Origin of the sequence: Hallella sp. (assembly GCF_037460745.1) — a bacterium.
GTDB lineage: Bacteria > Bacteroidota > Bacteroidia > Bacteroidales > Bacteroidaceae > Prevotella > Prevotella faecis.
Genome location: NZ_JAXVAE010000130.1, coordinates 1 through 22,537, shown reverse-complemented (window position 1 = coordinate 22,537; position 22,537 = coordinate 1). Strand labels below are relative to the sequence as shown.

At 52.2% G+C, this 22,537-nt stretch carries 18 protein-coding genes; 7 read left to right on the top strand and 11 right to left on the bottom strand.

Annotated elements, in window-relative coordinates; translation table 11 throughout:
- Window positions 1-49: 49 nt before the first annotated feature.
- From WKK33_RS09120 to WKK33_RS09100, 5 genes are all read right to left on the bottom strand, one after another.
- On the bottom strand, window positions 50-952 hold the full coding sequence (locus WKK33_RS09120) for a hypothetical protein (RefSeq protein ID WP_337933514.1): 903 nt from the start codon (window positions 950-952) through the stop codon (window positions 50-52).
- Between the two features lie 42 nt (window positions 953-994).
- Window positions 995-3,445 carry an ATP-binding protein gene (locus WKK33_RS09115; RefSeq protein WP_337933512.1) on the bottom strand — a complete coding sequence of 817 codons (2,451 nt, stop codon included), beginning with the start codon at window positions 3,443-3,445 and terminating at the stop codon, window positions 995-997.
- Between the two features lie 28 nt (window positions 3,446-3,473).
- On the bottom strand, window positions 3,474-4,496 hold the full coding sequence (locus tag WKK33_RS09110; protein WP_337933510.1) for a WYL domain-containing protein: 1,023 nt from the start codon (window positions 4,494-4,496) through the stop codon (window positions 3,474-3,476).
- A gap of 164 nt (window positions 4,497-4,660) precedes the next feature.
- Window positions 4,661-5,581: a transposase gene (locus WKK33_RS09105; protein ID WP_337933509.1), complete on the bottom strand. Its 921-nt coding sequence runs from the start codon at window positions 5,579-5,581 to the stop codon at window positions 4,661-4,663.
- 386 nt (window positions 5,582-5,967) lie between these two features.
- Window positions 5,968-6,819 (bottom strand): tRNA threonylcarbamoyladenosine dehydratase, encoded by an 852-nt coding sequence (locus WKK33_RS09100; protein ID WP_337933507.1) that lies wholly within the window; start codon window positions 6,817-6,819, stop codon window positions 5,968-5,970.
- 109 nt (window positions 6,820-6,928) lie between these two features.
- On the opposite strand from WKK33_RS09100, the gene WKK33_RS09095 reads away from it, so the two are divergent.
- On the top strand, window positions 6,929-7,294 hold the full coding sequence (locus WKK33_RS09095) for a hypothetical protein (protein WP_337933505.1): 366 nt from the start codon (window positions 6,929-6,931) through the stop codon (window positions 7,292-7,294).
- Window positions 7,295-7,305: 11 nt separating this feature from the next.
- Here WKK33_RS09095 and hemW read toward each other — a convergent pair whose 3' ends face one another.
- A complete protein-coding gene (hemW, locus tag WKK33_RS09090; protein WP_337933503.1) occupies window positions 7,306-8,445 on the bottom strand; it encodes a radical SAM family heme chaperone HemW in 1,140 nt (379 codons plus the stop codon).
- Between the two features lie 186 nt (window positions 8,446-8,631).
- Here hemW and WKK33_RS09085 point away from each other — a divergent pair, with 186 nt between their 5' ends.
- From WKK33_RS09085 to WKK33_RS09060, 6 genes are all read left to right on the top strand, one after another.
- A complete protein-coding gene (locus WKK33_RS09085; protein WP_337933501.1) occupies window positions 8,632-10,791 on the top strand; it encodes an elongation factor G in 2,160 nt (719 codons plus the stop codon).
- 281 nt (window positions 10,792-11,072) lie between these two features.
- On the top strand, window positions 11,073-12,317 hold the full coding sequence (locus WKK33_RS09080) for a DUF5103 domain-containing protein (protein ID WP_337933500.1): 1,245 nt from the start codon (window positions 11,073-11,075) through the stop codon (window positions 12,315-12,317).
- A 124-nt stretch (window positions 12,318-12,441) separates the two neighbouring features.
- A complete protein-coding gene (locus WKK33_RS09075; protein WP_337933498.1) occupies window positions 12,442-13,587 on the top strand; it encodes a hypothetical protein in 1,146 nt (381 codons plus the stop codon).
- A 22-nt stretch (window positions 13,588-13,609) separates the two neighbouring features.
- Complete coding sequence (locus tag WKK33_RS09070) at window positions 13,610-14,482, top strand: nucleoside phosphorylase (RefSeq protein WP_215760659.1); 873 nt, start codon at window positions 13,610-13,612, stop codon at window positions 14,480-14,482.
- Between the two features lie 19 nt (window positions 14,483-14,501).
- Window positions 14,502-15,875 (top strand): tRNA uridine-5-carboxymethylaminomethyl(34) synthesis GTPase MnmE, encoded by a 1,374-nt coding sequence (gene mnmE, locus WKK33_RS09065; protein WP_337933496.1) that lies wholly within the window; start codon window positions 14,502-14,504, stop codon window positions 15,873-15,875.
- Between the two features lie 55 nt (window positions 15,876-15,930).
- Window positions 15,931-16,341, top strand: coding sequence for a hypothetical protein (locus WKK33_RS09060; RefSeq protein ID WP_337933494.1), 411 nt, complete (start codon window positions 15,931-15,933; stop codon window positions 16,339-16,341).
- A gap of 34 nt (window positions 16,342-16,375) precedes the next feature.
- Here the strand turns inward: WKK33_RS09060 and WKK33_RS09055 are convergent, their stop codons facing one another.
- From WKK33_RS09055 to WKK33_RS09035, 5 genes are all read right to left on the bottom strand, one after another.
- Complete coding sequence (locus tag WKK33_RS09055) at window positions 16,376-17,236, bottom strand: hypothetical protein (RefSeq protein ID WP_337933493.1); 861 nt, start codon at window positions 17,234-17,236, stop codon at window positions 16,376-16,378.
- Between the two features lie 24 nt (window positions 17,237-17,260).
- On the bottom strand, window positions 17,261-19,204 hold the full coding sequence (locus WKK33_RS09050) for a TonB-dependent receptor (protein WP_337933516.1): 1,944 nt from the start codon (window positions 19,202-19,204) through the stop codon (window positions 17,261-17,263).
- A gap of 77 nt (window positions 19,205-19,281) precedes the next feature.
- A complete protein-coding gene (locus tag WKK33_RS09045) occupies window positions 19,282-20,115 on the bottom strand; it encodes an HmuY family protein (protein ID WP_309438081.1) in 834 nt (277 codons plus the stop codon).
- A 21-nt stretch (window positions 20,116-20,136) separates the two neighbouring features.
- On the bottom strand, window positions 20,137-21,141 hold the full coding sequence (locus tag WKK33_RS09040; protein WP_337933491.1) for a hypothetical protein: 1,005 nt from the start codon (window positions 21,139-21,141) through the stop codon (window positions 20,137-20,139).
- Between the two features lie 327 nt (window positions 21,142-21,468).
- The gene (locus tag WKK33_RS09035; RefSeq protein WP_337933489.1) at window positions 21,469-22,413 is read right to left on the bottom strand and encodes a TlpA disulfide reductase family protein; all 945 of its coding nucleotides are present in this window, start codon (window positions 22,411-22,413) and stop codon (window positions 21,469-21,471) included.
- Window positions 22,414-22,537 lie beyond the last annotated feature (124 nt).

Sequence of the window (22,537 nt, the reverse complement as noted above, 5' to 3'; positions counted from 1 at the left end):
ATATTGTTTATCAGCAAGTTATAAAATGCATGTTTTTTGAGTGACGAAGTCAGGTAATTAGGAACGAGCTGTTGCCAACACTAGAAAGATATTCTTTCACATGCTTTGTGTCAGTATCTTTCTCTTCATCTGTATGAAGAGCAGAACCTGCAGTATGTATCATGTGAATTGTATTATCCTGTAGAATCTGAGGGAGAACAGCAATCACCCCTTTGGCAACCTCTGTTCCATCCTTGGCGTAAACAGGCATTCCGCTGAGAATTTTATTTGACCATGTCAGATTTATCTTCTTCTGATAAGGAAGCATACCTATCTCTATCATCTTTCTGAAGATGTATTCTATGCATTTGCGCACCTTTTCGTAGTTCTCGTTAAGGTGTTTATCGTCCAGTTCAGGGAAATGCAACTCAACAAGAAGGTCGGTGAGGTAATTATCAACCTCATCATGCAGCTTTAAGTGGTCAATTGTTTCGAAGACCTCTTTGTACATCTCATGTATCTTCATGCATGAAGACTTGAACTTTCTTGCCGCATTCTTTATGCGATGATAAAGGAAATCCCTATCTGTGGCTTTGTCGTAGTAAGGTTTCTTCCAGTCGCCATCCCATGACTTTCTGGATTCGGGGATTAAATCTTTGATATTATCTTCCGCCTGTCCTGAAAGCACATACCAGGGGATAAACTTTTTACCTCTGCAAAGCAGGGTAATAGCATTCGAAACATTCGTAAGAAACACCGCTGCATTGTCAACGCTGTCTGCATGAAGACAACATTTTGCATCCAGAATGATGGCGGACCACTGCTCGAAATCCTCTTTGAGCGCCTGCTCTGCATCATCCCAATTGGTGAAAGGGACAAGGTGAATGCCATATTCGTATGCTTCACCAGGAAAAGCTCCTATAACTTCAGGGTCATTCTCAACCCATAGAACCTTGATAAGATTTTCTTCCATATCTATTATTTTTGTAGGTGAGGGATTGCTCCCTCACCAGAATTATAAACTAAACGAAAACAAAATGTTCGTCTTGTGGAATCTGAGGACGTATTTCACCGGGAACTCAGAGTCCGGGCAGGAAAACACTTCCACGTCACCGTGGTAATCCTTCATGATTGAAGCTATCTCATAGCCACCAGAGCCAGCGTGTCCCTCCATGTTTAACTTTGTGGAGAAACCAGCTTTGAGAATATCCTCAGGATTAACCACACCAGGTAATGGCGTACCGTTGTTTTCGATGGTTATCACAACGTCCATCCCTTGTTTTTCCCAAGAGAATCTGATTTTGTAGTCAGATCGTGTCTCGTCCGTGAAGCCGTGTGCAGCAGCATTGGCAACAATGTTGTCGAAAATGTGCTCCAGTGCATCCTTCGGGAATTCGAATGATGTCAGAGTGTCGCCAACATTGAGTATGATAGAGTTGTCAAATGGGTCGCGTAGCTCCTTCTTGCATTTGTTAGTTGTGTACCTCTCGTCCCAACTTACCTCCCCGGTATAGTTTGCCCAGCCCGATTTCTTTGTCCTAAGGTAATGAAGAATAAATTCCTCAGGGTCAATATTAACAGGCTCTCCAAAGTCGAGGTCAGGGTCGGCAATATGAGCTAACTTTTTCTGTATGACTTCCATCTTGGAAGCCAACGCTACGAATACCTCTTCCACAGACTTGTTAAGAACAGGGTTTACTAAGTCTTCGTTGCGAAGGACACCACCTTGTCTGACTCTACATTTGTTCAATTGGTAGAACAAAGCGGATAAAGAAGATACAGACTGGGTAAGAGCGTGTTTACGCAAACGCACTCCACGTTCGTATTCTTCGCGTTCAGTCTGCATATCTCTTTCTCGCTGGGTCAATGATGCCTTAAGGACACCTTCCAGGAACAAAGACATTTGCTCCTTATTGTGCTCTGGCACTACAACCTTTGTAAAAAGTTGAGGATCCAGACGAGTGATAATCGTACCAGGTGCCATTGCTGTAAGTTGCTCCTTGATCTCTTTGGACAAGAGCAGCGCAGCAACATAGTCGACAGGAAAACTATCCTTAACTTTAAGGCACATGACATTTGGAAGCACGCGATAAAATGCGTCCTTGTCCATGACTTCAGAATATGCCACACGCACTTCTTCCCCTGTGAGTGAAAGGAAGATGCATGGTTCTGCATTATAGCAAACATTGTATCTTCCAGGAACTTTGTCCGATGGTGAAGATTCGCTATCTTTTTTCAACGAAAGTTTTGCGTCCTCGTAGGAGGTGGCAAGATTGTTTCCAGACAAAGAGTAGCTGTAGTGTCTGCCTTCAGGGGCTTTTCTTGAAGCAGAAACCATTTCCACCAAATCAGACAAGCGACGATTGGAAGTAATATCTCTGTCAAGAAGATAAAACTTTGGCATCCATATGGATGCATCAACCTTGTCGTATGGTATTTTGCGGATGATATTCTCAAACTCAGGAAGATTTCCGTTTTTGATGGCGAATAAAACTCTATCGACATCAATTCGCCTAAGACTTTTGCTGATGCCGACACCGCTTGAAGCAAAGGAAGCGTCGAACATAACAATGCCTTCGTGCTCCTTGAACTTAGTGGACTTGTCGATGCACAGAAGCGTAGGGGCCAAACCTGTGTCCTTCATCACATTGTTAGGAAGTTGTATAACAGCATCTATGGATTTGTCGTTGTAGATGCGTGTTAGGAATGCTTCTTCCTTCTTATAAGATGAAAAAACGAAATTAGCACAAATTGCAATCATTTTACCATCAGGCTTGAGTGCATCATACATCTTTCCCAAGGTGTGTCTTTGACGGGCAGCGTAAGATATGGGATTTATTGCTGTACAGATGATAGCATCTACCTTATCTGTAGGTATAACAGTAGTATGTAATACTCCTAACAGATGAGATTTGATGTCGGCCTTTATACCAGCTGCGTTCAAGCGGATTTGTGTAAAGGCGGCAACTACTTCGTTCTCTACTAGTCCTACAATGTTGCATTGTGGGAACTTGATGGCCAAGTCACCATAAGCACAAGAAGGCAGGTATAATGTCTGACCTTCTTCAAGTGACATGATAGAAGAAGTCAACTCGGCAAACTCCTTCGGTAGGTCATCGCCTACAAGAGTCATGAAATCCCATTCCTTGCGAATAGAGAAGAGGTATTCTATCACCTCGCTATAGTGAGCCAAGAGGAACGAGAATTCTTCGTCAGCGAGAATAGACTTTCTGAAGAAAGACATATAGGGAGACAGAATATCGCAGAAAGGATGCTCTGATGGGAAACCCTCATGAGCGTACCACAAAGCAGCAATAAGCTGCTGATGAGGAGAATAACTCTCCATTTCTAAATTGGAGATAGGGTAATCCACCTCATGAACCTTTGCTTTTTTAGCAAGGTCGTTTACTGCGGTTGTGTACTTGGCTACGATAGCCTTTGCGGTGAGTTCGTTGTTTGTGAGCATAAGCTTGTTTTTTATTTACGCTGCAAAATTAGTACGAGGTTGTGCAGTCTTGCTTCACATCCAAATATTTTTTGCTCATTAACTCTATTTTCTTAGATATTTGTTCTCGAATGGCCTCAGGAGAGATGATTTCCACATCATCCCCGAACCATAAAATCTGAGATAGTAACTCCTTGTTCGGAACTACCTTAATTGCAACAATTCCTTTCTCTTCATCAACCAGACTTTGTGAATGATGAAGCGGTTTTGAAAGGACGTAAGGAAGCCTGTTCTTGGAAAACTGGAGCACAATTTCCGTAGGAACAGCTTTCTCTTCTATGGATACTCCTATTATATTATTAAAGTACTGGTCGAAATCCACGTTGCGATTGGGCCTGAACTTCTTGTCTGACTGTTCCACCAACTGAATTCTGTCCAGCGGTACAATAGATAGGTCGTCGTACATTTCATTCCATCCTAACAAGAACCATCTGTTATTATACTGCTTCAAGTAATAAGGATGAATAGTCCAAGCCACTTCATCTTTATTGTATGGTTTGTAAACAACAGAAATTGCCATGTGTTTAAGCGTGTAGTTAATAATGTCTGAAAGGAATCGAAGTCCGATCATATCCTTGTTCTGCTCAAATCCAATGATGTTTTCGTCGTCATGCCGAATGCCAAGGCGAAATTGGAGTTTTGTCAGAAGCTCATCGATCCAATCATAGAATGGCAATCCTCTATATTTCTGCAAAGAAGAAACAGCAACCTGAAGTTGAGACAACTCTGTTTCCGATATAGGGGTAGCCATAATAGAGAAGTCATGAGAATATCTAAGATACTTTCTCGTGCCATACTGGTATGACTTAATAGGAGCTTTGAAACCCTCATCGCTTTTCATATATTCAAGGTCGGAATATATCTGGCGCTTAGATACAGGTACAATACAAAGAAGCTCAAGTTTGTCATTACAAGCTTCGAGCAAATCATCAATGTTGTACCGCCTTTGCCTGTCGTTAAGGCATCGGTCTAAAATTCTATACCTTGTTAAAGGATGCTTTACTTCAGACATTTTCTTCGGATTATGTTTTTTCAATGCAAAAAAGCATGGCTCTTTTGTACTATATAGGGTCTACTAATTTATTTTAGCCAAGCCACTTTGCGGGGCGGTAAAAATCCCCGCGAGGCGGTCTGCGATTTCTTCTATTCGCTTTTTGAGAGGATCTAAGGCCAGATTCACAAAAATGAGACAAAGAAGTCTCCCAAGGAACCACATTGCGTTTTAGCGAAGAAGCAAGCTCCTATCCATGTGTCAGCCGTGTTGTCAAGTTTCGCCTTGATGTCGTTTACCCGGTAAACTCGCTTGGAGGTCCCGAATGTGGCCTCTATCTCATTCCTCTCGCCGATGGCCCTCTTCTTGTCCTCAGCGTGACAGTCGTTTTCTTCCTTGGGAGGTTGTCCAAGCGGGTGGTTGTAACAGTCAACATGACAATCCTTGATAAGATTTCTGTTCGCCTTCCCGAGGTAGAGCTTGTCCGCTTGGACTTCCTGTGGCAGCATGCCGAAGCGCTTTCTGTAGAGTTCCAATTGCGTGGCGAGGTCGGACGACTCGTTGTAGGCGTCCCAACTGAGATGGTCGACGTAGGTGTAGTTGGTCGGATAGCGAACCTCGGCATCACAGCATGTGGCATCGACCTTCATCGTCCCCCCGTGGTCATTGCCGTCCTCGTCGGTGTGGACCTTCTTCGGCTTGCTGCCGTCTGCCTCCGACAGCAGCAAGGTCAGCAGGTTGAAGAATTCGTGGTCGAGGCGCTTGCGGACCAGCACAAACAGATCTGGAACGAAAACGGGTTTCTCCGTGAACTTGGGAAGCCCAAGCAGATATTGCATGTAGGGATTCTCCTGGATGGCCTGGATGGTCTTCTCATCGCTCAGACCCTCAACATGCTTCACTATCAGAGCACCAATAACCATACGAGCAGGCTTATTGCCTGCACCATTGTGCCTGTTCTTCAGTCGCTTGTTGTATTCCTGCTCTATCTTGTCCCAAGGAAGATTGTCAGCAAGCTTCACCCAGTAGTTGGACTTGCTCAAACACGAGAGAGACTCTTGAAACTCAAATAGCTCGTGACTGTGGTATTGGGAGTAGTATTTCATCTCGATTCTTGTTGTTTTTAACACCCAAAGGTAATCATTTCCAGTGAACTACGGAAATATATTGGAAGATAATTTATTGAAATTCAATTAGTTGCATTTAATTAGTAGACCCTATATAGAAACTAACCAAGATAAAAAAGGAAAAACGACGAAAACATTAGTCTTTGAGGGCTATTTTAACGTTTGAATGGGGATGGTTCTCAATTTGCGCACCACAAATCTCTTAGTTCCGGCATCTTACCCAATCGATAGTTTCTCCCTCAGGCGTTCATAATGTTAAAGGTTGAATGTTGAATGGCCATGCGGTAAATGCCATTCCACATTCAACACACTCAACGTCTGTGAGTCCCGTGGGAGAATAAAAAATCACCTCACATGGAGAAAAATCATTCTTTCATCTTGCTGTATTCTTCGTCGTGTGCCGCTGCTTTTAGTGCGGCTGCTTTGGCGTAGGCGTTGTCGGGGTCTTGTGTGAGGTCGATGCGCATGGTGTTGGCTCGGCGTATGAGGTCTTTCACCACCTCGCCGCCACAGAGTAGGCCGGCTGTTCCAACGACCCATGCGGCTGAGCTGGGCGTGGAGGGATGGGCGGCGCTAGGGCGCGCCTCGGCATGGGGGTCGGTGCTGTCGGGGAGCGGCTGGGCGATGCTGGCGATGGGCTCCTCAGGGCTGTAGACCACCTTGACGTGCTTGACGGGAGTCTTGCGCAGCTTCTTGCGGATGACCTTGGCCAGCGGGTCGTTGATGGTCTTGAAGATGTCGGTGACGCACCATTGGGTGGCGTCGAGCTTGTAGGCCGCGCCCATGCACGAGATGAGCGGCACGTTGAGGTCGTGGCAGCGGCGGATGATGTCGAGCTTGGCGGTAACCGTGTCGATGCAGTCGACCACATAGTCGTACTGCGAGAGGTCGAACAGGTGGGCATTGCTGGGCAGGTAGAAGCACTGGTGCTTGCGCACGATGCACTCGGGGTAGATGTCATGGATACGCGCCTCGGCCACATCCACCTTGCTCTGACCTATGGTTGAGGCGGTGGCCAGGATCTGGCGGTTGCAGTTGGAGGGACAGAAACGGTCGTCGTCCCACACGTCGATGTGGCCCACGCCCGAGCGGGCGAGCACCTCGACGACGTAGCCGCCCACGCCGCCCACGCCAAACACGGCGACGCGCGAGCCATGGAGCGTGTCGATGGCGGGCTTGCCCACCAAGAGCTGGATGCGAGAGAATTGATTTTGCATGATGATTGTGTGTTCTTACCTGATGTTACGGGTGCAAAGTTACGGTTTTATCGTTGAATATGTAAGGGAATGGAGTGGGAATATGCAAAATATGGCTATCTTTGCACGTATGGAAAAAGAATTTGAAGACTATTGGAAGAAGCATCGGGCGAGCCTCCTGCTGGCCGCCCCGAAGGACCTGCAAGAGGAGCGCAATCGCTCGGAGAAGCTCAACACCTTTGGCGACTGGCTGTTGTATCTGGCGCCCTTCGTGGTGATGGTGGCCTTCCTCGACCAGAAATTTGTGGCCAGCGAACTGCTCAACTTCCTGGCGAGCATTGGTGTGGGCGTGGTGGCCACGCTCCTCTCGATGCTGCTCAAGCCCTATGTGACGGGCAAGCGCAGGGTGGCAGACATAGAGAATGACATGAAGGCGTATTTCTACGGCATCTACCAGACGCGCGGCCTCGACGCGCTGGAGGCGATGCGCCAATAGGCGCGCGAGGGTTAGACGTACATGAGGTCGCTCATGATGGTGCTACTGATGTTGATGCCCTGGCGCGTGAGGCTCAGGTGGTGGCCGTCGACGCGCAGCAGTTGGCGGTCGATGTAGCCGCTGGCGTTGCGTAGGAGGAACGCGCGGTGGCGCTCGTCGAGCATGTTGAGGTCTATGCCCTCGCGTGTGCGTAGGGCAGTGGTGACGAGGTCGTCGTAATGGGTGTCGGGATCGATGCGCTCCTCCTCGTAGGGGAGCGTTCCGCGCTCGATGGCGTCGATATACCGCATGATGTTGGACGGGTTCCAATGGCGTGTGAGCCGGTCGTAACTATGGGCCGCGGCGCCCAGGCCGATGTAAGGCACGTCGTTCCAATAGCTGCTATTGTGGCGGCTGCGGTATGGGCTCGCCCCCTGGTGGCCGTGGGGCAAGAGGGCGAAATTGCTAATCTCATAATGCTCGTAGCTCGCCGCCGTGAGCCGGTCGACGAGCTGGTCGTACATATCGAGGCTCAACTGCTCGTCGGCCTCCCGTATGGTGCCCTGCTCCCACAGGCGGTAGAGTGGGGTGTCCTCCTCAATCATCAGTCCGTAGGCCGAGAGATGCTCGGGCTTGAGCGCCAAGGCGCAACGTATGTCGGCCAGCCAGTCGGCGAGCGTCTCGTCGGGGAAGCCAAACATGAGGTCGACGCTGATGTTGCCTATGCCGTCGAGGCGAAGGGCCTCCACGGCGCGGCGCACCTCGTTGGCCGTGTGGCGACGGTGGAGAAAGCGCAGACGGTCGTCGTTGAAGGTCTGGGCGCCCATGCTCACTCGGTTCACCGGCAAGTGGCTGAACATGTGGCGCCGTATGTCGTCGGGGTTGCACTCCATGGTGACCTCCGCATGGGGATCCACGGGGAACACCTTATATATATAAGCGAAGAGCTTGTGGAGGTTGGCCGCCGACAGTTGCGAGGGCGTGCCACCCCCCAGGTAGATGGTGGAGAGGGAGATGGGATCGTCGGCCATGCGATCGCGCAGCAGGAGCATCTCGCGGCAGAGAGCGTCGACATAGCGGTCGTGCAGCTCGGGGCGCACGGTGGAATAGAAGCCGCAATAGATGCAACGGCTCGCACAGAAAGGAATGTGAATGTAAAGTCCGGCTTTCATATTGTTATGCAGAAGGGCCTCGTGGAGCCCATTTCAGAACAAAATTACTAATTTGTTTTAAAAAATTAGCGATTTCTTCCCAAATCTTTTGGAAGTTAAGCGGATTATCGTTATCTTAGTCGTCGATTTTGGAGTACAACTCCCGACCTAACTAAAAACATATACTAACACTTTAAATCTTTTGATATGAGAGTATATCAGACTAACGAAATTAAGAACATTGCCTTGTTGGGCAGTGCGGGTAGCGGCAAGACCACGCTTGCCGAGAGTATGTTGTATGAAGCTGGTGTCATCAAGCGCCGTGGCTCGGTGGAAGGTAAGAACACCGTGAGCGACTACTTCCCCGTTGAGCTTGAGTATGGCTATTCAGTGTTCCCCACCGTTTTCCATGTAGAGTGGAACAATAAGAAACTCAATATTATCGATTGCCCGGGTTCCGACGACTTCGTGGGCGGCGCAATCACATCCCTGAACGTTACCGACCAGGCCATTATCCTCATCAACGGACAGTATGGTCCCGAGGTGGGCACGCAGAACAACTTCAGATACACAGAGAAGTTGCACAAGCCCGTCATCTTCCTCATCAACCAGTTGGACTCCGACAAGTGCGACTTCGACAACATCGTCAGCACCATGCAGGAGATTTATGGTTCCAAGTGTGTGCAGATTCAGTATCCGTTGGAGACTGGACCCAATTTCCATAGCCTTATCGATGTGCTTATCATGAAGAAGCTGTCGTGGGGTCCCGAGGGCGGTGAGCCCAAGCGCGAGGACATCCCGGCAGAAGAGATGGATAAGGCCATGGAACTGCACAAGGCCCTGGTGGAGGCAGCTGCCGAGAACGACGACCACCTGATGGAGAAATTCTTCGAGGAGGACTCGCTCACCGAGGATGAGATGCGCGAGGGTATTCGCAAGGGATTGGTGACACGCTCCATCTTCCCCATCTTCTGCGTAGACGCCCATAAGGACATGGGTGTGCAGCGCCTGATGGAATTCCTGGGCAATGTGGTGCCGTTTGTGAGCGAGATGCCGAAGGTGCGCAACACACGCGGCGAGGAGGTGGCCGCAGAGAGCGATGGCCCCGAGAGCCTCTACTTCTTCAAGACCGGCGTGGAGCCCCACATCGGTGAGGTGAGCTACTTCAAGGTGATGAGTGGATCGGTGAAGCCTGGCGACGACCTGAGCAACGCCGACCGCGGATCGAAGGAGCGCATAGGACAGATCTACGCTTGCGCAGGTGCCAACCGCATACCCGTGGACCAGCTCAACGCGGGCGACATAGGATGCACGGTGAAGTTGAAGGATGTGAAGACGGGCAACGCCCTCAACGGCAAGGATGCCGACTGGCGTTACGACTTCATTAAATACCCCAACCCGAAGTATAGCCGCGCCATCAAGGCAGCCAACCCACAAGACACGGAGAAGATGATGGCCGCCCTGCTCAAGATGAGGCAGGAGGATCCCACATGGGTCGTGGAGCAGAGCAAGGAGCTGCGCCAGACCATCGTGCACGGACAGGGTGAGTTCCACCTCCGCACGCTGAAATGGCGTATGGTGAACAACGAAAAGCTCAACGTGGAGTTTGAGGAGCCGAAGATTCCTTACCGCGAGACGCTCACCAAGAAGGCCAAGGCCGAATATCGCCATAAGAAACAGAGTGGTGGCGCCGGACAGTTTGGTGAGGTGCACCTCATTGTGGAGCCCTATGCTGAGGGCATGCCCGATCCTGTGACCTACAACTTCAACGGCCAGGAGTATAAGATGAACATCAAGTCGAAGGAGGAGAAAGACCTGCCGTGGGGCGGTAAGCTCGTGTTCATCAACTCGGTGGTGGGTGGAGCCATCGACCTGAGATTCATGCCGGCCATCCTCAAGGGTGTGATGGACTGCATGGAACGTGGACCGCTGACAGGTAGCTACGCTCGCGACGTGCGCGTGGTGGTGTACGACGGTAAGATGCACCCAGTAGACTCTAACGAGCTCTCGTTCACGCTGGCTGCACGCCACGCCTTCTCCGACGCCTTCAAGGCTGCTGGCCCGAAGATCCTGGAGCCTATCTACGACCTGGAGGTGTATGTGCCCTCCGACTATATGGGCGATGTGATGAGCGACCTGCAAGGACGCCGCGCCATCATCATGGGTATGGACGCCGAGGCCGGTTACCAGAAGTTGCAGGCCAAGATTCCTTTGAAGGAACTGTCCAACTACAGCGTGGCGCTTAGCTCGCTCACAGGTGGACGCGCCAGCTTCACAACGAAGTTTGCCAGTTACGAGCTCGTGCCCAACGACCTCCAGCAGAAGCTCATTGCTGAGCACGAGGCAGAGACAAAGGACGAAGACTAAACATGATTAACTGTTCCGCTCAAACCAAGGTCCCGTGAGGGACGAACGGTTTCGGACAATACCTGATGCGCTTCTTAGGCCCAAAAAGCTTAGGAAGCGCATTTCCTTTTTAATGTTGAATGTTGTGTGTTGAGTGTGGTTTATAATGTTGAATGTTGAGTGTTGAATGTTGAGTGTGGAATGGAAGAGAATACTAAGTGTGATTAAAAACGAATGACTGATTGGGGTTAAAAATCGAATGACCGATTGGGGTTAAAGGGAAAAATATGTATCTTTGCAGCATGAAGAAACTCTGGGTATCGATACTTTTGGCATGCTTCGGATGCCTGGCGGCATCGGCGCAACGACATGAGCTGCTGAGCGAGCGTATCGCCTCGTTGCAGGTGGTGGTCAACGACGATTGGACGTCGTTGCCAGTCGTTACGTTGGGTGCGGGCGATGTGCTGAACGTGGGGTTCGACGACCTGTCCCACACCTACCATCGCTATTGCTATAAGATAGAGCATTGTGAGGCCGACTGGACCCCCTCGGAAGGACTTTTCGAGAGCGATTATTGTCAGGGATTTGCCAACGGAAACACCATCGACGACCTACTGGAATCGGTAAACACCAACCAACTCTACACCCACTACCAATTCTGCTTGCCCAACAGCAAATGCCGCATCAAGATGAGCGGCAACTACAAGTTGACCGTCTACGATGAGAACGAGGAGGACAAGCCCGTGCTCGTGGTGTGCTTCATGGTGGTGGAGCCGGCGATGGCCGTGGGATTGGGCGTAACCACCAACACCGACTTGGGGGTGGATCGTTGTTACCAGCAGGTCGACATGAAGCTCGACTATGGGCAGGTGCGCGTAACCAATCCCGCCTCGCAGATCATGACGGTGGTGATGCAGAATGGGCGATGGGATAATGCCGTGGTCAACGCGAAGCCGCAGATGGTGAGCGGCAATGGGTTGGCGTGGACCCACAACCGCGACCTCATCTTCCAAGGTGGCAACGAATACCGGAAGTTTGAGATGCTCGACGTGACCCACACCACCATGGGACTGGAGTCGGTGGAGTGGGATGGCACCATGTATCATGCCTATGTGTGGCCCGACGAGCCACGCCCCAGCTATGTGTATGATGAGGACGCCAATGGTGCGTTTCTCATTCGCAACTCCGACAATGTGGAAATTGACAACACCTGCGAGTACCTGATGGTGCATTTCCGCCTCTACAGCCAGCGCTTGCCCTACGATGTGTGGCTCAATGGTGCCTGGACCTATGATAACTTCGCCCCCAAATACCTCATGACGTGGAACGACGAGCAGCAGCTCTACGAGGCCGACGTGTGGCTCAAGCAAGGCTATTACAACTACCAATACCTCACGCTGACGCCCGAAGGCAGCTATGTGGTGGTGCCTTCCGAAGGCAATTTCTACCAAACGGAGAACCAATACCAAGCCCTCGTCTACTATCGAGCCCCAGGAGGTCGCACCGACCGATTGGTGGGCTACGCCAACGTGAGGCTCACCAAATAGGGTGGGGCATGGTTGGCGTTTAGGCCCTTGGCATGCGTCATCGCCTTAATTTTTCTAAAAATAAGGAGGGGCGTGGGTGCGTTCTCGTGAAAATGGATTATCTTTGTATAAAACGCAAAAATCAATGAGATTAAAATATATAGGCATATTGCTCCTCTTGTGCATGGCCCTTCCCGTGGCGGCGCAAAAGAAAGGAGCGAAAGGCGGCAAGGCAACGAAGGTGGTAAAACCCGTGGCACACGTCGAGACCTCCGGTCAGAAACTGTTTAAGTCGATGCTGCCCTCCACGGCTAAGGTGATGTTTATCGATAGCGTGGTGGTGTCGAAAGCCGACTTCCTGAGTCGGGTGCCGCTCAACAAGGAGTCGGGCTCCCTCACGGCTCGCAAGGGTAAGGTGGGCCACGGTGGCGTGCTCCTCACCCAATACCAGAACGATTTTGGCGATCGCAGGATTTACGCCGAAGGCGATACCACCGCCACCCACTTGCTGGCCCAGACCCTTGTGGGCAAGCAATGGAGCGCTCCCCATCCGTTGGTCGGACTGGACGGCAACGAGTATCCGAGAGCTTGTTTCCCATTCCTGGCGAGCGATGGTGTGACGCTCTTCTTCGCCGCACAAGGTCCGCATAGCATGGGAGGCTACGACATCTTCATGACCACCTACGACAACGATGACGCCAAGTGGTATGAGCCGCAAAACTATGGTTTGCCGTTCAACTCCACCGCCAACGAGTATCTGTTGGCGATTGACGATTACGACACGTTGGGATGGTTGGTGACCGACCGCAACCAGCCGGCCGACAGCGTCTGCATCTACACCTTCGAGCCCACCTCGATCCGTAAGGATTTTCAGGCCGATGATATCGACGACGCCCACCTGAAGCGCTTCGCCCACATCCACGCCATCAAGGACACGTGGAAGTTTGGAAAGCGCAAGGACGCCCTCGGTCGCCTCGCCGCCATGATAGCGCGTGGCAAGGCCACCAGCACAAAGAAGGTGCAGTTTGCCATCAACGACCGAACTGTGATCACCTCGCCCTCGCAACTGAAGCATGCTGAGAGCCGAACGCTCTATGCCCAGTTGCAGGAGTTGGAAACATTGATGGCGAACACCCAGACAACGCTCGACAACAACCGAAAGAAGTATGCCCAGCAGCCCTCGGCACGCCAGCAGTTGCGCGCGCAGATCATCAAGCTCGAGCAACAACTCGAGCAGCAACAGGCCGATAGCCGAGCCTTGGCAAAACGAATAAGAAAATTGGAAAACTAACAACTCATACAATCTTTTACCTATGAACAGATATTTCGCAGAATCAGAACTCGTTATCAATAGCGATGGTAGCATATTTCACCTTCACCTGTTGCCCGAACAGTTGGCCGACAAGGTCATCCTCGTGGGCGACCCTGGCCGCGTAGACCTCGTGGCCACCCATTTCGATAGCAAGGAGTGTGAGATAAGCAATCGCGAGTTTCACACCATCACCGGAACCTATCAAGGCAAGCGCCTCACCGTGCTCTCCACAGGCATCGGATGCGACAACATCGACATTGTGATGAATGAGCTCGACGCATTGGCCAACATCGATTTCGCCACACGTACCGAGAAGAGCGAGCACCGCACCCTCACGCTTGTGCGCATTGGCACCTGCGGTGGCCTGCAGCCCGAGACCCCAACGGGAACCTATATCGCCTCGGTGAAGAGCATTGGCTTCGATGGCCTGCTCAATTTCTACGCCGGCCGCGACGAGGCCAGCGACCTCGAGCTGGAGGCCGCCTTCAAGAAGTTTGTGGGATGGGACCTGAAGATGGGCAACCCTTATGTGGCTACGGCCAACCCCGCCCTTATCGACCGCGTGGCGTGCGACGACATGGTGCGTGGCATCACGGTGGCGTGCGGAGGCTTCTTCGGTCCTCAGGGACGCCAGCTGCGCCTGCCCCTGACCGATCCCAATCTCAACGAGAAGATAGAGCGCTTTGAATATAACGGTTTGAAAATCAATAACTTCGAGATGGAGTCGTCGGCTTTGGCTGGTTTGGCCACACTCATGGGCCATGAGGCGGCCACCTGCTGCATGGTGATTGCCAACCGCCGTGCTAAGAAGATGGAGACCAACTATAAGGGCGACATCGACGGACTCATCACACGTGTGCTCGACCGCATTTGACACATTCACATATCCAACATTGAATACATTCATCCACGACACTATCTGCGCCATCGCCACTCGGGCGGGTGGCGCACTTTCTGTTATTAGAGTGAGCGGCGCCAACGCTGTCGCTTACACCGACCGTATCTTCCAGTCGGCCTCGGGCAAGCGCCTCGCCGAGAGCAAGGCCAACACCTTGCATTATGGCACCCTCCACACCCTCGCCGATGCCTCCGGCGCTCGCGAGGCCATCGACGATGTGGTGGTGTCGTTGTGGCGCGCCCCCCATTCCTACACGGGCGACGACGTGGTGGAGATTAGTTGCCATGGCAGCCAATACATCGCGCAAAACATCATCCAAGCCCTCATAGCCTGCGGATGCCGACAAGCCGAGCCGGGTGAATACACCATGCGTGCTTACCTCAACGGAAAGATGGACCTGTCGCAGGCCGAGGCCGTGGCCGACCTGATTGCGGCCAACAACAAGGCGTCGCACGATTTGGCGGTCAGTCAACTGAAGGGCCATTTCAGTTCCGAGTTGCAACGATTGCGTCAGCAGTTGCTCAAGCTCACAAGCCTGCTCGAGTTGGAGCTCGACTTCTCCGACCACGAAGACCTGGAGTTTGCCGACCGTTCGGAGATCAACGACCTCTCGACGGAAATCTTCGAGAAATTGCGCACCTTATGCGAGAGCTTTAAGACCGGTCAGGCGCTCAAGCAAGGCATACCCGTGGCCATTGTGGGAAAGACCAATGTGGGCAAGTCGACGTTGCTCAATCAATTGCTCAACGAGGACAAGGCCATTGTGAGCGACATCGATGGCACCACACGCGACATCATCGATGGTATGGCGAGCATCAACGGCGTTACGTTCCGGTTTGTCGACACGGCGGGAATAAGAACCACCGACGACGCCATCGAGAAGATAGGCATCGAGCGCGCCTATGAGCAGATTGCCAAGGCCGCCATCGTTGTTTGGATGATCGACGGTAAGCCCACACAGGCCGATAGGGACGACATGACGCGTCGCACGGAGGGCAAGCCCCTCATCGTGGTTCATAACAAGGCCGACCTGTCGGCCGAGACGTTCGTCGACAACGAGGTGGCCATCAGCGCCAAGCGAAACGAGAACATCCAACTCCTGAAGGAAAAGATCATGGAGGCCGCCAACATCCCTGAGATCGACGAGAACACCATCATGGTGACCAACATGCGCCATTTCGAAGCCTTGCACAAGGCCATGACCGACCTGCAACGCGTTATCGACGGCCTCGCCTCAGGCTTGCCCTCCGACCTCTTGGCCGAAGACCTCCGCCTATGTTTGGAAGACCTGGCCGACATCACCGGAGGCCAAATCACCTCGCAAGAAACCCTCAACAACATCTTCCAACACTTCTGCGTGGGGAAATAGGGAGAGAATAAAAAGGGAAATAAAAAATAAAAAAGATAAATCACCCTTTGACATCATGAAAACCCAATGGCTCGCTTTCATGGCCGGTATCATCTGGCTGGCGGCAGGTTTCAACGTCTGTAGGAGAGGCGTGGAGGCATGGCGCGCACTCAGCGCCACCACAGTAGGCATGGTGCTGGGCAGCCTCGCCACGCTCGTCCTCTTCTCCGTCATGTTTGTCAAGATGCTGTTCAAGAACGTGCGGCGCATCGGGCGCATCTGCCCGGCGCGGCGGCGGGTATGGCACCTCATGCCCCTCAGGTCCTATCTCGTCATGACGGTCATGATCACGCTGGGCATCATACTCCGCAGCTGCCAAGCCGTCCCCCGCACGTTCATCGCCTCGTTCTATGTGGGGCTGGGAGGGGCGCTCATGCTGGCCGGCGCCGTTTATCTCTCCGCCCTCTTCTGTCCTAAAGACCTATAGTCCCCCCCCCTTGTTGCAGCCATGGCACCCGTGGCTACCCTTGTGCCTTCCTTTTTCTCGCCGCCAAGGCGATGTAGGCCAGCAGTGCCACAAACGCCACGAGAATGCACACCATCTGCGTGGCGTAACGCTCCGGCTCAATCCAAATCTCCTTGAAGAACCCTAAGCGGCCTAGCACCTCCACTGGCACCCAGAACACCACCACCGTGGCGATGGCCATGCGAATGTTGGCTCCCCACGAGGCCAGTCTGAGTTGCTTCCTGAAGATCAGCACGCTACCCGCCAGGCACGCTGCCGCCACAAGGCTCGTCGCGGGATGGCGATCGCCAAGGAAGTTCTTATCGTAGCAGAACATCAGCAGCAGGTAGCTCGCCCAAAGAATCATGTTGAGCTCCATGAAGGTCACGATGCTCGTGTGGTGGGTCATCGGCCGTGCCGCGATCTCGTTCTTGCGCGAGCGTAGCAGCGTGCGTTGCCACCAGTTGATGAAGTTGCATCCGTTCTTCGTTGAGAAGATGTAGAGCGTCATCACCATCATCCACATGCCGAAGGAGGCGGGCAGGATGAGATATTCGGGTTTGGTGACGATCTCGCCATTCTCCATCTCAGGCTGTGTGCCCCAGCGTGTGGCGTAGTATTGGAAGAGAAACTCCACCCATCCCGTCCAGAAGAGAAGGCCTCCGATCAGTCCGAAGATCGTTTGTTTGGTGTCGCCCTTCACAAACACGCCAGTTATTACAATGAGCAGACCCACCAATCCCATGAGGAAGGCCGAGTAGTGTAGCGCCTCGGGGGTCATTGTCTTCTCCATAATCATCATCAGCGCATGTCCCAATGGCATGGTAAAGAGAACCATGAGGAACGACGCTATTGCTTTCCACCAGTTTTGTTTCATAATAAACGTATAACGTTTTTAGTTTCAAAATATTTTATCGATGTCTATCGACATTCCTATCTGAAGATTGACGCCGTCGGTTATGGGGCTGTTGAGATAATAATACTTCGGCTTGTATCCGAAGAGGTTGTCGAGCGCCACATTTACCTTCACCGCTTTTCCCACACGTTGCACCACCGACAGTTTCCATATCGTGTAGGCGGGATATTCCACGCTGATGGTTCCCTTGCTCACGTCGTAGTAGTCTTTGTATTCCACGTTCTCCACCCCCGAAAGCACCCGTCCCTGAAGCGCGATGTTCAGTCCGTAGGTTTTGGTGAGCTGTCGGTCGAAGTCCACGCGTGCGTTGAGCGCATGCTCGCGTGCGGGGATATACTGGTTGTTGATGGTGTTGCCATCCTTGTCTTTGGCGAGCTGCTCCTTGGTGTAGGCATAGGTGAGCCGCGCCCCGAACCCGTTGTTCCATTTGGCTTGCGCCCCTATCTCTCCTCCGCACACGCTGTAGTTGTCGAGGTTGGCGTAGGGCAGATAGGGCAGCTTGTCGTCGGCGTTTTTGAAGTAGGGCGCTGACGTGGCGAGCTTGTTCTTCACCTTGTTATAATAAACCGAAGCCGTGAAGTTGTAGTGGCCCTTAGTGTATTCGGCCGAGAGGTTGACATTGTGGCTCACCTCCGACTTCAGGTTGGCGTTGCCCTCCACGATCCAGATGCCCGACATGTTGAAGTTGTAGTACTTCTCCTTCAGCGTGGGCGCGCGGAATCCCATGCCGTATCCGGCACGCAGGGCGAGGTTGCGCCTTGGCTTGTAGCATACATTGAGCTTGGGGGTGACGTGGGTGTCGTTGCCGTCGGAGAAATAGTCGTAGCGCACGGCTCCCACAGCCTCCCATTTGTCGGTGATGCGCCAATCGTATTGGGCGAACACGTCCCACAAGTCCTGCTTGCGCACTTCGCCCTCCAGGTTGGTGTTGTAGAGATAATCGTGCATGTAGTCGGAGCCAATGGTGAGCACGTCTCCGCTTTCGAAGGAGTGGTTGTAGAGCCATCGTATGGTGTTCTGCACGTTGCTGTAGTCGCGTATGTCGAGTCGTGTGATGCGTTGGAAGTCCGACTTGTCGTACTGGTCGAAAGCGTAGCTCGCCTGCACGTTGTCCCATTCCGACAGGTTCCAATCCATGCGCAGCCCGCCCGAGAAGTCGCGGTAGCGTTCGGGTTGGTCGGCCGACCTCACCGTCTCGCGGAAGAAGTATCCGGCGCGTCCCGTGAGGTGGAGGTTGCTGTTGGGGCTCCACACCAGTTGGTCTTTGAGGTTCATCGTCTTGTCGCCATACACGGTTGCGATGATGCGCGTCACAGGGCTCTCGGCGCTGTGCACATTGTAGTTGTCCGTACTGTTGAGGTTGGCCGTGAGCATATTGTTCCAATGCTTTCCGTTCAGTCCGAAGGCCGCTCCGTAGCGTTGCTCGTTGTGCTTGGCGTAGCGTGCGTTCACATTGAGCGTCAGGGGCTTCTGACTGTTTTTCGTGATGATGTTGATCACTCCGCCCGTGGCATTGCTTCCATACAGGGCCGAGGCCGCACCCTTCACGATCTCTATGCGCTCCACGTTGTCCATGCTCAGTCGGGTGAAGTCCACGTCGTCCATGGTCTCGCCAGCCAGCCGCTCGCCGTCCACGAGGAAGAGCACTCCCTGGCCGCCGAAGCCCGAGAAGTTGAGGTGCGTCTGCTGGTTCATGGCATACGAGAACTCCACGCTGGGAAGTTCCTGTTGCAAGAGGTCCTGCACGTTGGTGGCGTCGAGCCGGGCAATCTCCTTGGCGCTGATCACGCGTGTCTGTATGGGCGTGTCCTTCAGGAATTTAGGCGTACGCGTGCCCGTCACCACCACCTCGCCGAGATTAAACTGTCGGTAGGTGGAGTCGGCGGTGGCATCCTGGGCCGTTGCCGTCTGCCACGTGGCGGTGGCCATCAATACGGAGAATAATATGGGTTTGTTCATTTCCGTTCGAATAAATCTTTTTCCCGTTCAAAGCGAGTGGCACCCATTTAGTAAGGATACCTGTAATTGATTGTGAGGTAACACTTTGTGCCGTTTGGCGCGAGATAGTTCTCCAACTGCAAAGCCGCGTAGCTTCCGTCCTTCAATCGCAAAACGAACACGTGGTTGTTTATGCTGAACGATGGTGGCATGGGCGGAATCTCCATGCTCAGCCACGACGAGAGCACGCGGTTTAGGGCGATGCCCTGCGAGGGCACATAGCCCAGCAGCATCTGCTCCTGACTGTCCCACACCTCGTTCTCGGTCCATTCGTCCTCCTTGAACGTCATGTTCCTGAACGCCTCGCTGCTCTCGGGCAACTGGTCCATCGAGGTGTAGGTGGTCTCGAGCACGGCTCCGCCGTTGGTTCTCACGTTGTTGCGGTGAATGGCGAATGACCATTCCTCAGGAGCCGTCTGCTCAGCGGTGGGGGTGAAGTGGGTGAACGTGTTGCTCTTTACGCCCGCTCCGAACACGTCGAACCAATACATATATTGTCCCGGCTTCTCGCTCTGTGTTGTCGTGGAGCTTGCGCCCGTGCTTTCGCCTTCCGTTGTGGGCTTATCCACCCGCTCGCCTGTGGCCTCCATCGGTATGGGGTAGGCCTCAAACTCGGTCTGCGCCTTGAACAGAGCCTCCTCGTCGCCCTCAACGGTAAGCTGGTGGAGACGGTTGAGGTCCACATAATACCAATTGGTCCAGCTCGTCGCGTCCATCACGATCTGGCCCTTAGCTGGCGCTATCTCCTGCGGCTTGTCGTATATGTCGTCAAAAAGACCGTTACAAGCGGTGAGCGCTACGACGCCCATCCCAGCAACGGCCACTTTGCAAAAATTCTTCATCAATGATAATCTCAGCTTATCTTATTTCTTAAGATATTTCTTTCCGTTCACAATCACCACGCCCTTGTAGTACTTGTCAACCATCTGCCCGTTGAGGTTATAGATTTTGCCATCGCCCATTCCGTTGCTCTTCACCGAGGTGATGGCGGTGGGGGCGGAGGTAAACTTGCTCACGATGGCGAACGGCATCGATCCCATCTGGAACGTGTTCACGATGTCCTCCACCTTGTTGCCGTTGTATTTCACGAGGATGTTGTTGTCCTTCTCGGGGTTGAACGAATAGTTACCGTCCATCGTCTTCTTGCCACCCGTCTCGGCTGAGAAGTGGAAGGTGAGTCCGTCGTCCTTGTAGTCGCGGTAGAATCCGCCCTTCTCCTCGTCGTAGGTGAGTCCCTTCACGGTGTAAGTGCCGAGCGTGAGGTTGCCCATCACGGTGTTGTCGAGGGTGTAGGTGGGAATCTCCACGTCCGCCTTCTTCACGTTGCCATCCATATACTTGCGCACGTTGTAGGTTACGTTGTTGTTGGTGTAGTTGAACGCTCCGCCCACATTCACGTTGATGGCGCTTGTCACGGCCTTGATGTCGTAGGCCTTGATGTCGTAGGTCATGTCGAAGGGCATGGCTCCGTATTTGAACACGGCCTTCAGGGTGAGGGAGTTGTCGGCCATGTTGTAGGTGCCTGTGAATGACGAACCTGTAATGTCCTTCTCCTCGCCGCCCACAGTCACCTTGGTTGCGAAAGTCTGGTCGGCCATCGTTATCACGTGGTTGGCTCCCATTGCGAACGCCACATTCTCGATGGTGAACGAGGGAATCACAAAGTTGTCATTCACGATCTTGGGAAGGGTGATGTTGCCGGCAGCCGCGTTCACCATCTCAAACCTCACCGTGTCGCTTGCGTTTTCCACGTTCTGGGTCAGCACATTGGCCGTGGAGGCTCCTGCGAATTTCAACGCTCCGTGCATCTGAGCCATCATGTTACCTGCCATCAGCGTGGCGAAAACGAGAGTAAAAATCTTCTTCATATTCTGCTATTTTCTTTTATTGTGTTTATTGTGATTGTCAGACCTGTGGTTGTCTCCGTTTTTGGGGGAATGCAAAGTTACGGGTGTTTTCCAAGGTGCGCAATACCTAAAAATGGGTAATCTGCCACCCCGCGCAAGGCGTGGGAAATGGGCAAACACATGGCTGGCGACCTTCATGTCGAACGAAGAAATAAAGTTATATAAACTTAAATATCAGAGAGTTAGAAATTATTCAGTAAACACTAATTAGCAGTCCCTACTTATGACCGTAGACGAACAAAAAGGCTGGATTCCATGTCAGGAATCCAGCCTTTTGGGTTTTAGAGCCTACTCATTCGCGTTCAGAATTTTTTCTTTCATAGGTTCAACGCCAGGCCATCCTACAACCGATTCCTTGAGTTGACCATCTGGGCCATAGATAAGGTAATGGGGAATGGCATTGTTGTAGCCGGGAATCTTCATCTTCTTCCAGTTGTCCTCGGTGAGGATGTAGTGCTCGCCTCTGTGTTTGCGTTTCATTTCCATGAAGCCATCGGTGGAGGAGGAGTTGTTGGTGATGTAGACAAAGATCACGCCCTGATTTTCCAACTCGTTCTTCACCTTTTCCATTTCCTTGATTCCAAGGTTGCAAGGGCCGCACCATGTGGCCCAGAAATCGATGAATACCACTTTGCCGGGATGACGGGCCACGATTTGGGAGAGATATGTTTCGGGTTCACCCTGTGGTGTCCACAGCGAGTCGGAATCAAGTTGTGGGGCCAATTGGGCTTGTAATTCGCGGATTGCCGTTTGGTATTCAGTCGGTTGTTGTTTGATTTCCTCAGCACTGACAGGCTGGGCGGCTTTCACTCGTGCCACCAGAGCGGTGGCGGAGTCGAGTTGTTCGAGCCATCGCCCCATCACCGATGATTGCAATCCGTTGGCTGCCAAGTAGGTTTTGTATGAGGTGTTGGAAGTGACATAGGCCGTGTGGAGCGTATGGGGAAATAACAATTGTGCAGCATGGGGATCTTGGAAGTCCATTTGTTTTTCGGGAGCGGCCAGCTGTGCCGAGTCAAGGGGATTTGGTGGGAGGGTATTGATGGAAGCATACTGGTTGCATCTGTCAAGATATGCCTTCTCGCTGGCCAGCTGCAAATATTCCCGTTCACCTTCTGATAGGGGAAGAACTGCATAATGGGAAAGACGGTTCTGATGGCATTCCCACACCGATTGGCGGAATTCGGCGTAACTCTGATGGTGAACTTTTTCGATGCAAATAATGAATGTCATTGATACTCAATCGGTTAAGAGTTAACGTGCTATTTGTGAGCCGCTTTCCTTCTGAATGAAAAGAATGCTTATTATCAGCTACTTACGATTTTCGTATTTTCACTTGGTTTCACTTGATTTCATT